This window comes from Arthrobacter sp. P4_F11 (genome assembly GCF_056401395.1).
Map to the genome: position 1 here is coordinate 1 of NZ_JBFUJK010000021.1, position 12,382 is coordinate 12,382.

The following is a 12,382-nucleotide window of genomic DNA, read 5'->3' on the forward strand; positions in this document are numbered from 1 at the left end:
CCTCCTGGACTTCTTTGACGACGTCGCTGTGGCCGCCGAGTTGTTCGAGTTCGTGGGCGAGTTCGGCGAGTTCTGCGCCGCCGGCCATTTGGGCGGTGAGCTCGTCGAGGGTGATGTCTTTTTTGTCGTAGTAGCCGATCGATTTGCCGCGTTTGAGCAGCAGGAACCGGTCCCCGACGGGGAAGGCGTGGTGCGGGTTGTGGGTGATGAAGATGACGCCGAGGCCGCGGTCGCGGGCCTGCAGGATGTAGCGGAGCACCACGCCGGACTGCTTCACGCCCAGGGCCGCGGTGGGCTCGTCCAGGATCAGGACCTTCGCGCCGAAGTACACGGCCCGGGCGATCGCGACGCACTGGCGTTCACCGCCGGAGAGCTGGCCGATGGGCTGTTCGACGTCGCGCAGGTCGATGCCCATCGCGGCGAGTTCCTTGAGCGTGATGTCCTTCATTTTCTCGACGTCCATGCTCTTGAACGGGCCGAAGCCGGACGTGAGCTCCGAGCCGAGGAAAAAGTTCCGCCAGATCGGCATCAGCGGCACCACGGCGAGGTCCTGGTAGACCGTGGCGATGCCAACGTCGAGGGCGTCCCGGGGGGAGCTGAACTTCCGCTCCTGGCCCATGATCTTCAGCACCCCGGCGTCGTGCTGGTGCAGGCCGGCGATGATCTTGATCAGCGTGGATTTGCCCGCGCCGTTATCGCCCAGCACGCAGGTGACGCGGCCGTTGTCCACCGCCATGGTGACCTCGGAGAGGGCGATGATGTTCCCGTAGTGCTTCCCGACCCCGTCGAGGGAGAGCAGGTGCACCGGGGTGTGGGTGAGCGGGTCTTTTTCGTTCTGCAGCAGGGTCTGCTGGTCGATCTCTTTGGCATTCATGGTTCTCTTCGGGCCCTTCTACTTCAGTTCCGCGCGGCGCTTGACGATGAGGTTGACGATGGTGGCCAGCAGCAGCATCAGGCCCAGGAAGAACTTGAACCAGTCCGGGTTCCACTGCGCGTAAACGATGCCCTTGTTGGCCATGCCGAAGATGAACGCGCCGATCGCGCCGCCGATCGCCGAGCCGTACCCGCCGGTGAGCAGGCAGCCGCCGATCACCGCGGCGATGATGTAGAGGAACTCGTTGCCCACGCCCTCACCGGACTGCACGGTGTCGAASGCGAAGAGGTTGTGCATGCCCAGGATCCAGGCGCAGAAGCCCACGGCCATGAACAAMCCGATCTTGGTGGCCTTGACCGGCACGCCCACGGCGCGGGCCGCGTTCGCGTCCCCGCCCACGGCGAAGATCCAGTTCCCCACCCGGGTCCGCATCAGCACCCAGGTCGCGACCGCGACGAGCGCGAACCAGTAGAACACGGTGATCTTGATGTCGACGCCGCCGACGCTCACCGAGGAGGCGAACACCGCCCGGGCCGAGGCGAAACCGTCCATGGTCGAGATCGAGGGCGAGGACACCGAGCCGCCGATCAGCCGGGTCAGGCCCAGGTTCAGGCCGGTCAGCATCAGGAACGTGGCCAGGGTGACGATGAAGGACGGCAGCTTGGTCTTGATCAGGATCCAGCCGTTGATGAACCCGACGGACAGGGAGACCACCAGGGCCAGGCCGACGCCGACCCAGACGTTCGTGGTGAAGTACCAGCTGAACAGSGACGCGGTCAGCGCCGAGGTGATCACGGCGACGCCGGTGGAGAGGTCGAACTCGCCGCCGATCATCAGCAAGGACACCCCCACCGCCATGATCCCGATCGTGGAGGACCCGTACAGGATGGTCGCCAGGGCACCGGGCTGGGTAAAGGTCGGGGACACCAACGCGAAGAAGATGAAGAGGACGATCGCGCCCACCAGGGCACCGACCTCGGGACGTCCGAGCAACTTCTGGAACGGACTGCGCTTGGCGACGCGCTCATCGGGCGCCGGCGACTTTGTCTTGGTCTGGGTGATGGTCATGATAAGTCTCCTAGCCGCCGGGCCGGCGCGAACCGGCCCGGCCAGCGGGCTGTTAGCGGACGCCCTGCTGGGCGAAGGTCAGGACATCGGCCGCATTGGATTTGTCGATGACCGCCGGGCCTGTCAGCACAGGCTGGCCGCCGCCGATCTTGAAGCCGCCGCGCTTGTTCTGCCAGATGGCGTCAACGGCTCCGTAGCCCTGCAGCCACGGCTGCTGGTCCACGGTGAACAGAACTGCACCATCCACGATCTTCTGGGCGAGCTCCGCGTTGAGGTCGAAACTAGCGACCTTGGCAGAGCTGCCGGCGTCAGTGACCGACTTGAGGAGGGTCAGGGTGATGGGGGCTCCGAGGCCGATGATGACGTCGGCGTCCTTGGAAGCCTGAAGCTTGGCAGTCGCGGTGGACTGAACGGAGGTCATATCCTTGCCGTCGACGTAAAGGATCTCCGTTCCGGGAACCTTCGCCTTGACGCCCGCGCACCGTGCTTCAAGTCCCACGTGGCCCTGTTCCTGAATCACACAGACCGGGTGTTTGTAGCCGTCCGCGGCCAGCTTGGTGCCCACGGCCTGACCGGCGAGCTGCTCGTTGGAACCGAAGTGGGTGAATGCTCCGAGCTGGGAGGAGACCGATTCACCGGCGTTGAGGCTCACAATCGGGATGCCGGCGTCGGAGGCCTTCTTCAGGACGTCCTTGAGGGCTTCGGGCTTGGCGAGCGTGACCGCGATGCCGTCGACCTTCTGGTCGATGGCCTGCTGAATGAGCTGGGCCTGGCGCCCGGCTTCGGGATCGGACGTATAGAGGAGCTCAACGTTGTCCTTTGCCGATGCCTCCTCGGCGCCCTTGCGAACAATATCCCAGAAGGTGTCACCGGCTGCGGCGTGCGTGATAAGGGCGACCTTGATGCGGGAGGTGCTGGCTGCCTGGCCTCCGCCAGCCGCATTACCTGAGTCTGCGGGCTTGCCGCCGGTGCTGGAACACGCGCTCAGGGCCAGCATGGGTACAACGGCCGCCACGAGGGTCGCCTTCCGCCACGAGAACTTGGTCACGATCAATCTCCTTTGATTCCGGGCCACGCCGGCCGCTTCATCGCGTCGGTCCATGAGCCATCTACAACCGATCATGGTGACTCCAATCACAGTTGTCAATAGTTTGTCCTGACATTAGGATGTTTGGACGTAACGAAGGGGGGTCGGAATGTCGCATTCGCGGAGCTTGCCGGGCCAGCACCGACAGCCCGACCCCCGCAAACAAGGCCCGTCACAGCAGCCCTTGGCACCTCTTGGCAGCCCTGCTACTATCAGAAAAAGGCAGTATGTCCTATCAAGCGAACATAGCCTGACATACGCGGACAGGCCGGCACAACGGCCGCCGCGAAGCACAAGGGAGCATGCCCAGTGGCGAATCAACTGAATCTGCGGATCGACCGCTCTTCCCCGGTGCCGCTGTACCACCAAGTGGTGCAGGGCATCGAGGCAGCGATCCACACGGGGCTGCTGGAACCCGGCAGCAGGCTGGAAAACGAGATCGACCTGGCCGCCCAGCTGAACCTGTCCCGGCCCACGATGAGAAAAGCCATGGACGAGCTGGTCCGCTCGGGCCTCCTGGTCCGCAAGCGCGGCGTCGGCACCCAGGTGGTGTCCAGCCAGGTCCGCCGCCCGCTGGAACTCTCCAGCCTCTACGACGACCTGAGCAACAACGGCAGCAAACCCACCACCGACGTGCTCAGCTTCTCGCATGAGGAGGCGGACGGCGCGATCCGGACGGCACTGCAGCTTCCGGCCGGCGCCAAGGTCTACCACTTCACCAGGCTCCGGAAGGTGGGCGGCAAGCCGCTGGCCCTGATGGAGAACTGGGTGCGGGATGACATCACCGCCCTCGACGAGGCTTCCCTGGGCGCGCAGGGCCTCTACGCCATCCTGCGCAACGGCGGCGTGAACTTCCGCCTGGCCTCACAGCGGATCGGCGCCATGATCGCCAACGACTACCAGGCGCCGCTGCTCGAGACCACCCCCGGCTCCGCCCTGGTGACCATGGAGCGGACCGCGGTGGACGACACCGGGCGCATGGTGGAAACCGGCCACCACGTCTACCGGGCGGATTCCTACAGCTTTGAAATGACACTGGTCCAGAGGTAAGCGTCCAGAGTCAACAGTTCAGGGCTGGACGCGCAACGACAGGGCGCCGGGCAGCCGTGTCAGCGACGGGCGCAACCGGCTCCAACCCCGCACACACCCGCGCCTGCCTCCGGCGCGACAACGAAAGGGCAGCTTCCATGGCCAACTGGGTCTATCCGCTCGGCACCGCCGCCGAAGACACGTGGGACGTCTCCATCGGGACGTCCGACTCCAAACTGGAGGTGGACGGCTGGGCGCATACCGGGCTGAAGGTTGCCACGCTGGCAGCCGGCGCCGCCGTCGAACTCGATGCCGCGGCGGAGGAACGCATCGTGATCCCGCTCAACGGCTCTTTCGTGGCGACCGTCGACGGGCAGGACTATCCCCTGGCCGGCCGGGCCAGCGTCTTCAGCGGCCCCAGCGACGTGCTCTACACGGGAGCCGGCAAGGCGGTGGCCATCACCTCGGCCGACGGCGGACGCGTGGCAGTCGCCACTGCCCCGGCCAAGGCCGCCTACCCGACCCGCCTCATGACGGCCGCCGAGACGCCGGTGGAACTGCGCGGGGCGGGTAACTGCTCCCGTCAGGTCCACAATTTCGGGACTCCCGCCGCGCTGGAGGCGGACCGCTTCATCGTCTGCGAGGTCCTCACGCCGGCTGGCAACTGGTCTTCCTATCCCCCGCACAAGCACGATGAGGAAAAAGACGGCGAGACCAACCTCGAGGAGATCTACTACTTCGAAACCCGCGTGACGCCCGGGGCCCCGCAACGCCCGGGCGCCGACGACGCCATCGGCTACCAGCGCGTCTACGCCTCCGACGAGCGGCCCATCGACGTTGCGGCCGAGGTCCGGACCGGCGACGTCGTCCTGGTGCCCTACGGCTGGCACGGGCCCGCCATGGCCGCCCCCGGCTACGACATGTATTACCTCAACGTCATGGCCGGCCCTGGCCCGGTTCGCGAGTGGCTCATCAGCGATGACCCGCACCACGGCTGGATCCGCCAGACCTGGGAGGGCCAGGACCTGGACGCGCGGCTGCCGTTCGGCCGCTAGGCCGTCAGGCCGTTACGGCCGTGGTCCTGGCTCAGGCTCTGGCTCTGGCGCTGACAGCTAGCCATTGAACGCGGCCGGGTGCGGTCCGGTGCGCCCGTTCCGCTCAAGGGCATTCACTGCCGCCAGTTCGCCCGCGGAAAGCTCAAAGCCGAACACCTCCAGGTTTTCCCGGATCCGGGCCGGCGTCACTGACTTCGGGATGACGATCCTCCCCTGCTGCAGGTGCCAGCGCAGAATGACCTGCGCCGGGGTTCTGCCGTGCCGCGCGGCGATCTCCGTGATGGCCGGATCCGCCAGCAGGGCACCCTGGGCCAACGGGCTCCAGGCCTCCGTCGCAATGCCGTGCGCCGCGTTGAACACTGTCACGTCGTGCTGCTGGAGGGCCGGGTGCAGCTCCACCTGGTTGACCGCCGGCACCGTTCCGCCCAGGTCGATGAGCCGCTGCAGGTGCCCCGGCTCGAAATTGGACACGCCGATGGCCCTGACCCGGCCGTCGGCATGGAGTTTTTCAAGGGCCAGCCAGGAGTCGGCGTACCGGTCCGACGCCGGCGCGGGCCAGTGAATCAGGTAAAGATCCAGGTAGTCGAGACCCAGCTTGTCCAGGCTCGCGTCGAAAGCCGCCAGGGCTGGTTCGTAGCCGAGGTCGTCGATCCACAGCTTGGAGGTGATGAACAGGTCTTCCCGCGCGATCCCGGACTCGGCGAGCGCGCGGCCGGTTCCGGTTTCGTTTCCATAGATGGCGGCCGTGTCGATGCTCCGGTAGCCGGCGTCGAGCGCCGCCGCTACCGCCTCGGTGGTCTCGGCGTCGGGAATTTGAAAGACGCCGAATCCCAGCTGGGGCATCCGCACCCCGTTGTTGAGGACGATATCCGGGATTGCGTTCATGGTGTCTCCTGTTGTTGTTGTTGTGGTCGGGCGGTCAGCGGGCAACGGCTGCGGCCTCGGTGACGGGAAGGTCTGCGCTGGTTTCCGGCGCGGCAACGGCGGCAACAGCGGGAACGGTTGACCCGCCGGTTCCCGGCAGGTAGACGTCGTGCTTCTTGGCAGCGGCTGCCGCGAATACCATCACTGCCAGGCCCAGCAGGGTGATCCCGGCGCCGGCCCAGATCGGCGAGGTGTAGCCGAGGCCGGCGGTGATGGTGACGCCGCCCATCCAGGCGCCCAGGGCATTGCCGACGTTGAAAGCTCCGATGTTGGCGCCGGAGGCCAGGGTGGGAGCGCTGCTGGCGTACTTCATGACGCGCATCTGCAGCCCGGGAACGGTGGCGAAGCCGAAGCCGCCCAGCAACACCATGGAGGCGATGGTCACCGACTGGTTGCCGGCGGTCAGGGCGAAGACCACGAGCACTACCACCAGGATGGCGAGCACTACGAGCAGCGTGCGGTCCACATTTTTGTCGGCCGCCTTGCCGCCCACGGTGTTGCCGATGAAGAGCCCGACGCCGAAGAGGATCAGCAGCCACGGGACCGTGGTGGCGGAGAAGCCGGTGACCTCGGTGAGGGTGAAGGCAATGTAGGTGAAGGCACCGAACATGCCGCCGTATCCGAGGATGGTGACCAGGATGGAGAGCCAGACCTGCCCGGACCGGAAGGCCCGGAGCTCGCCTCGCAGGCCGCCCGAATTTTCGGCCGCCTCGCCGGAGCCGGCTTTCGGCACGAGTGCGAGGATGCCGGCCAGGGCGAGGACACCGATCACGGTGATCGCCCAGAACGTGGAGCGCCAGCCCGCGGCCTGGCCCAGCATGGTGCCGAACGGGACACCGAGCACATTCGCAGCCGTCAGGCCGGTGAACATGATCGCGATCGCACCCGCCTTCTTAGTGGGCGCCACCATGCTCGCGGCCACCACTGCGCCGATGCCGAAGAACGCGCCGTGCGAGAGCGCGGCAATGATGCGGCCGATCATCATTACCGAGTAATCCGGCGCGAGCGCCGAGACGAGGTTGCCGGCAATGAACAGCACCATCAGCACGGCCAGCACGGGCTTGCGTTCGAAACGCGTCACGGCGGCGGTGAGACCCAATGCCCCGACCACGACGGCGAGCGCGTAGCCGGAGATGAGCCAGCCCGCGGTGGCCTCGGAGACGTGGAAGTCTGCGGCCACTTGCGGCAGCAGGCCCATGATGACGAACTCGGTGAGTCCGATGCCGAACCCGCCGAGGGCGAGGGCTATCAGGCCAACAGGCATGGAGGTGCTCCTTACAAAGCTGTACGGGATGGGGTATGGCGCGTAAGCTAGTAGTTGCAGACGCGTTATTTATTCTTGCACAAGCAGATACAGCGCGCAAGCAACTATTATTTGATGTGCCCGTCACCACCCCGCCGGGCACGCGAGTTGAAGGGAAACACCTGATGGGCATCAAGGACGACGCCGTCGAGGTCCGGGCGCAAGGCTGGCGGACCCTGGCGGCCCTGCACGGGCTGATCGAGGCCGAGCTGGAGCGGTCCTTGCAGGCCGAGGCGCAGCTCTCCGTCGTGGAGTACACCGTGCTGGACGCGCTGAGCCGGCAGGACGGCTGGCACATGCGGATGCAGCAGCTGGCCCGCGCCACGGCGTTGAGCGCGAGCGCCACCACGCGCCTGGTCAACCGGCTCGAGGACCGCGGGCTGCTGACCCGGATCCTGTGCGCGGATGACCGCCGCGGAATCTACACCGAGCTCACCCCCAGCGGCATCGCCCTGCTCGAGCAAAGCAGGCCGGTCCACGACGCCACGCTGGAGCGGGCGCTGGCCGAGGCCCAGGAAGTCCCCGAACTGGCGCCGCTGGTCGACGCCCTCCCCCGGCTGCACGCCGCGGCATAGCGCGGCAACCCCCTCGCGCGAGTACGCAGAAAAGACGCAGAAAGCCCCGCCGGGGACGAATCCCGGGCGGGGCTTGTGCGTGCAGGGCCTTCTTGACTGGAGCTAGACGGTGACCGGTTCCCTGGCGGCCGCTTGTTTGAAGAAGTGTTCCAGGTCCTCCAGGCTCTTGTCCTTGGTCTCCGGAATGTACTTCGCGGCAAAGGCGATGGCCCCGACGCCGAGCACAGCGAAGACGAAGAAGGTGCTGGACAGTCCGATCGCGGCGAGGAGCTGCGGGAAGCCGAAGCCAACCAGGAAGTTCACGATCCACAGCACGAAAGCCGAGGCGCCCATGCCCAGGCCACGGATCTTCAGCGGGAAGATCTCTGAGAGCATCAGCCAGGTGACCGGTGAGATTGCACCTTGCTGGAAGGCCAGGAATGTCACGGTCAGGGCCAGGATCACGAAGCCCCGGGCGGGGCCCTCGGGGAGGATGAGAGAGAAGACGCCGATCAGGAACAGCGCCGTCGTGGTGCCGAGCTGGCCGGTGATGAGCATCCTCCGCCGTCCCACTTTGCCCAGCAGCCAGATGCCCAGAAACGTGGCGAGAACGGAGATGACCCCGTTGGCGATGTTGGCCGTGAGGGCCGCTTCGCGGCCGAATCCGGACTCGGCGAGGATCTGCGTGCCGTAGTACATGATCGAGTTGACGCCCGTGATCTGCTGGATGACCGCGAGCCCGATCCCCACCACGAAGATTTGCCGGAGCCACGGAACACTGAGGTCCTTCCAGGAGCCCATCTTGGCCTTGTAGTCCTCCACGGCCATGGCCTTGACTTCTTCAAATTCAGCCCTGGCCTCGGACTGGGAGCGGATCCGCTGCAACACACTGAGGGTTTCGCCGAAGCTGCCCATCGATGCCAGCCAGCGCGGGCTTTCGGGCATGAAGTTCATGCCGATCCAGAGCGCGATCGCCGGCAGGGTTGCGATGACCAGCATCCAGCGCCAGATCCCGCCGGCCTCGCCGAAGCTGTTGCCGAGGTAGGCGTTGAACATGAAGGCCAGCAGCTGGCCCGTGACGATCATCAGCTCGTTTTGGGTGACAACCCGTCCGCGCCGGGCACTCGGTGAGACCTCAGCCAGGTACACCGGCACCGTCACCGAGGCCCCGCCCACGGCCAGGCCGAGGATCAAGCGTGCCAGGATCATCGCCTCCGTGTTCGGCGCGAAGGTACACGCAAGGGTGCCGGCGAGGAACACCACGGCCAGCACCATGATCATTTTGCGCCGGCCGTGGCGGTCCGCCAGGCGCCCGCCGAAGAGGGCGCCAAAGGCCGCCCCGAACAGCAGCGAGGAGGTCACGAGCCCTTCGGTCAGTGGCGTGAGGCCCAGGTCCACCTGCATGTACGGCAAAGCGCCATTGATCACGCCGGTGTCGTAGCCGAAGAGCAGTCCGCCAAAAGTGGAGACGATCGTCGCGGTCCGGAGGGCCCGTTTGTGGTTGACGGGCCGTGTCACTTCGGCGACGGGCGCCGTCATAGGCTCGCCTTCGCGATCCTCTGTTTCATGGTCTCCAGCTGGTACCGGGAGACGTCCGCGGCGTTGTCGTCCTCGGCGAAGACACTGGAGACCATCACCGTGTCTTCACGGTCCAGGAAGCCGATCCCCTGCAGGCCGCCGAAGAACTCGTCCCAGTTGACGTCGCCGTCGCCGATTTTCAGGTGCTGGTGCACGCGGACGGGGTTGCCGGGCGGGTTGGTGATGTAGCGCAGGCCGTGTGAGGCATGGTGGTCCATCGTGTCGGCCACGTGGACCAGGCGCAGCTTGTCGCCCGCGGCCCGCATGATCTCCAGCGGTGCGTTCTTCATGTGGAAGCTGTGCGAGGCCACGTAGACCAGGCCAACATTCTTCGAGTTCAGCCCGCGGATCACCCGGATCGCGGCCAGGCCCTCCTCGACGAAGTCGTCCGGGTGCGGATCGATCAGCAGGTCGATCCCCTCCCGCTCGATGATGGGGAGCAGTTCCTCCATGGAGCGGTAGAAGGCCCGCTCGGATTCTTCGGCCTTCTCCGGCCGGCCGCTGAACTCGGTGTTCATGGTGCCAACGCCCAGGTCCACGGTGATCTGGATGGCGCGTTTCCAGTAGCGGACGGCCGCCTCGCGCGCGTCCTCGTCCGGGCCGGACCAGCGCAGCACGGGCAGAACCGACGCGATTTCGATTCCCGCGTCCTTGCAGGCCGCCTTCAGCTTGCCCACGAGCTCGTCGTCGGCCTTCGGGTGGTTGAAAAAGGGGATGAAATCGGCGTGCGGGGTCATCTGCATGTACTTGTAGCCGAGGTCGGCCACCACGCGCGGGAACTCGAGGAGTCCGTGGCTGTGGTGGAACGGCGTGGGATCTAGGGCGATTTTCACGGTGAACACTCCATGGTGGATCTGGCGGGCGTGCGGCCGGCCGGCGCGTTCTTTGCAGTAGAAGGCGCCGGCCGGCGGGGTTTTAGCGGTACAGGGCGGGCTTGGCGTTGAGCTTCACGGCGACCTTTTCGCCGTTCTTCTGCGCCTCGACGCCGGCCTCGCAGCAGGCGGCCGTGGCGTAGCCGTCCCAGGCGGTGGGGCCGCCGATCTCATCGCGGAGGGCCGCGTCCACCCAGGACTGGATTTCGACGTCGTATGCCGCCCCAAAGCGTTCCTCGAAGCCGGGGGTGACGTTGCCGCCCCAATGGCCGTTGCTGCGGGTGTACGGGCCTTTGTCGCCGCCGATGCTGACGATGCCGTCCTCGAAGGAGGCCTGGGTGGCCACCTCGTAGCCGAACTTGGCATTGACGTAGATCTCGACGTCGGCCAGGACACCGGACTCGGTCTCGATCAGCACGTGCTGCGGGTCGTGCTGACCAGCCGGGGCGTTCCGTGTGGCCTTGCCGAGACGGACCTGGACCGAGGTGATTTCCTCGCCGGTGAAGTAGCGGATGGCGTCGAATTCGTGGACCACGGAGTCGTTGATCAGCATCTCGTTGGTGAAGCCCGCCGGGGTGGTGGGGTTCCGGTGCTGGTGGTGCAGCATGAGCAGCTCACCGAGTTCGGAGTCGCGGATGATTTTGCCGAGGGCGGCGTATTCAGCGTCGAAGCGGCGCATGAAGCCGACCTGGATGCGCTGGTGGCCCAGCTCCTGCTCAGCTACGACAATCTTCCAGGAGGATTCGGCATCCGGGGTGAGCGGCTTCTCGCAGAGGATCGGGATGTCCTTGGCGATCGCCTTGAGCAGGATGTCCTCGTGCAGGAAACCGGGGGTGGCGATCAGTACTGCGTTGACGTCGCCGTTGTTGAGGGCCTCCTCGGCGTCGGCGAGGGCGACGGCACCGGGGATGCCTTCGATGGCGGCCTGGGCACGGGCGAGGTCGACGTCGACGACGGCGGCGACTTCGGCGCCGTGGATGCGGGTGTTGAGCCGCTGGATGTGGTCTGCGCCCATACGGCCGGCGCCGATGACAGCTACGCGGAGGGTCTTAGTCATGATCTTGTCCTCAGTTCTAGTTGACGGCGGTGCGGGAGCCGCAGGAAAGCAGGTAGTTCCGGGTGCGCTTGGCGATCGGCATCGGGACGTCGAAGGCCACGGGATACATGTCCTGTTCCACAATGCCAAAGATCGGCCGGTTGAGCGCCTCCACGGCTTCGATGACGGCGCGCAGGTCCGGCAGCCCGTTCGGCGGCTCGGTCATCACGCCGGCCAGGTTGGCGGCGGCCCACGTCATGTTTTCCTCGTTGACCTTTTTGAGGATGTCCGGGTTGATCTGCTTGAGGTGCAGGTAGCCGATCCGGTCCGGATAGTTCTTGATCAGGTCGAGGCTGGAGGCCCCGCAGTATTCGGCGTGGCCGGTATCCAGGCAGAGGTTGAGGTACTTCGAGTCCGTGGCCGCGAGCAGGGTTTCGATGTCCGCCTGCGCGCCGACGTGGGAGTCGGCGTGCGAGTGGAACTGCTGCTTCAGGCCGAAATCCTCCAAGAGGGTCTTGCCCATGCGGTTGTGGCCGGAGAACAGGTCGCTCCACGCCTTCTCGGTCAGCGTGCCGCTCTCGACGGCCTCGCCGGTGACGTCGTCGCGCCACATCGCGGGAATGACCACGATGTGTTCGCCTCCCATGGCTGCCGTGAGTTCGGCGACCTTGCGGGCCGGCTCCCAGGCTTCGTCGTACTGGTGGGCCCCGCGGTGGAATGCGGTGAACACGGTGCCGGCCGAGATCTTCAGGTCGCGCTGCTTGAGCTCTTCGGCGAGACGGGCCGGATCGGTGGGGAGGTAGCCGTAGGGGCCGAGTTCGATCCACTTGTAGCCGGATTCGGCGACCTCGTCGAGGAAGCGTTCCCACGGGGTCTGCTGGGGGTCATCCGGGAACCAGACACCCCAGGAGTCCGGGGCGGTCCCGATGATCAGCTTGTTCTCAGTCATTTCGATTCTTTCTCATCGGTTGCTCCGCAGGTGCCGTTTTGGACGCTCAAAAC

The 12,382-nt window shown here is 66.0% G+C and carries 12 protein-coding genes; 3 read left to right on the top strand and 9 right to left on the bottom strand.

Annotated elements, in window-relative coordinates:
• The 3 genes from AC1DRO_RS19095 to AC1DRO_RS19105 form a co-directional block, all read right to left on the bottom strand.
• Positions 1-874 (bottom strand): ATP-binding cassette domain-containing protein (locus AC1DRO_RS19095; RefSeq protein ID WP_476952028.1); only part of this gene is annotated, 874 nt, incomplete at its 3' end.
• Between the two features lie 18 nt (positions 875-892).
• Positions 893-1,942 (bottom strand): ABC transporter permease, encoded by a 1,050-nt coding sequence (locus tag AC1DRO_RS19100; protein ID WP_028275613.1) that lies wholly within the window; start codon positions 1,940-1,942, stop codon positions 893-895.
• A 52-nt stretch (positions 1,943-1,994) separates the two neighbouring features.
• Positions 1,995-2,990: a substrate-binding domain-containing protein gene (locus AC1DRO_RS19105; protein WP_028275612.1), complete on the bottom strand. Its 996-nt coding sequence runs from the start codon at positions 2,988-2,990 to the stop codon at positions 1,995-1,997.
• A gap of 348 nt (positions 2,991-3,338) precedes the next feature.
• Between AC1DRO_RS19105 and AC1DRO_RS19110 the strand changes: the two genes are divergently transcribed.
• Complete coding sequence (locus AC1DRO_RS19110) at positions 3,339-4,079, top strand: GntR family transcriptional regulator (protein ID WP_243181584.1); 741 nt, start codon at positions 3,339-3,341, stop codon at positions 4,077-4,079.
• A 137-nt stretch (positions 4,080-4,216) separates the two neighbouring features.
• Positions 4,217-5,113 (top strand): 5-deoxy-glucuronate isomerase, encoded by an 897-nt coding sequence (gene iolB / locus AC1DRO_RS19115; RefSeq protein ID WP_476952029.1) that lies wholly within the window; start codon positions 4,217-4,219, stop codon positions 5,111-5,113.
• A 57-nt stretch (positions 5,114-5,170) separates the two neighbouring features.
• Here the strand turns inward: iolB and AC1DRO_RS19120 are convergent, their stop codons facing one another.
• Both AC1DRO_RS19120 and AC1DRO_RS19125 read right to left on the bottom strand, forming a co-directional pair.
• Positions 5,171-5,998, bottom strand: a complete 828-nt coding sequence (locus AC1DRO_RS19120) for an aldo/keto reductase (RefSeq protein ID WP_476952030.1) — start codon at positions 5,996-5,998, stop codon at positions 5,171-5,173.
• Between the two features lie 34 nt (positions 5,999-6,032).
• Positions 6,033-7,301 carry an MFS transporter gene (locus tag AC1DRO_RS19125; protein ID WP_476952031.1) on the bottom strand — a complete coding sequence of 423 codons (1,269 nt, stop codon included), beginning with the start codon at positions 7,299-7,301 and terminating at the stop codon, positions 6,033-6,035.
• Between the two features lie 164 nt (positions 7,302-7,465).
• Between AC1DRO_RS19125 and AC1DRO_RS19130 the strand changes: the two genes are divergently transcribed.
• Positions 7,466-7,915: a MarR family winged helix-turn-helix transcriptional regulator gene (locus tag AC1DRO_RS19130; protein ID WP_223915289.1), complete on the top strand. Its 450-nt coding sequence runs from the start codon at positions 7,466-7,468 to the stop codon at positions 7,913-7,915.
• Between the two features lie 102 nt (positions 7,916-8,017).
• Here the strand turns inward: AC1DRO_RS19130 and AC1DRO_RS19135 are convergent, their stop codons facing one another.
• From AC1DRO_RS19135 to AC1DRO_RS19150, 4 genes are all read right to left on the bottom strand, one after another.
• Complete coding sequence (locus AC1DRO_RS19135) at positions 8,018-9,433, bottom strand: sugar porter family MFS transporter (protein ID WP_476952032.1); 1,416 nt, start codon at positions 9,431-9,433, stop codon at positions 8,018-8,020.
• Complete coding sequence (locus AC1DRO_RS19140) at positions 9,430-10,305, bottom strand: sugar phosphate isomerase/epimerase family protein (RefSeq protein ID WP_476952033.1); 876 nt, start codon at positions 10,303-10,305, stop codon at positions 9,430-9,432. Before AC1DRO_RS19140 ends, AC1DRO_RS19135 begins: the two co-directional genes overlap by 4 nt.
• Positions 10,306-10,387: 82 nt before the next feature.
• Entirely contained in the window at positions 10,388-11,401 is a 1,014-nt protein-coding gene (locus AC1DRO_RS19145; RefSeq protein WP_476952034.1) for a Gfo/Idh/MocA family protein, read from the bottom strand.
• A gap of 16 nt (positions 11,402-11,417) precedes the next feature.
• Positions 11,418-12,329 (bottom strand): sugar phosphate isomerase/epimerase family protein, encoded by a 912-nt coding sequence (locus tag AC1DRO_RS19150; RefSeq protein ID WP_476952035.1) that lies wholly within the window; start codon positions 12,327-12,329, stop codon positions 11,418-11,420.
• Between the last annotated feature and the right edge of the window lie 53 nt (positions 12,330-12,382).

Coding starts and splice junctions, on each gene's coding strand:
- iolB (WP_476952029.1), top strand. CDS start 4,217: ATGGCCAACTGGGTCTATCCGCTCGGCACCGCCGCCGAAGACACGTGG.
- AC1DRO_RS19120 (WP_476952030.1), bottom strand. CDS start 5,998: ATGAACGCAATCCCGGATATCGTCCTCAACAACGGGGTGCGGATGCCC.
- AC1DRO_RS19125 (WP_476952031.1), bottom strand. CDS start 7,301: ATGCCTGTTGGCCTGATAGCCCTCGCCCTCGGCGGGTTCGGCATCGGA.
- AC1DRO_RS19130 (WP_223915289.1), top strand. CDS start 7,466: ATGGGCATCAAGGACGACGCCGTCGAGGTCCGGGCGCAAGGCTGGCGG.
- AC1DRO_RS19135 (WP_476952032.1), bottom strand. CDS start 9,433: ATGACGGCGCCCGTCGCCGAAGTGACACGGCCCGTCAACCACAAACGG.
- AC1DRO_RS19145 (WP_476952034.1), bottom strand. CDS start 11,401: ATGACTAAGACCCTCCGCGTAGCTGTCATCGGCGCCGGCCGTATGGGC.
- AC1DRO_RS19150 (WP_476952035.1), bottom strand. CDS start 12,329: ATGACTGAGAACAAGCTGATCATCGGGACCGCCCCGGACTCCTGGGGT.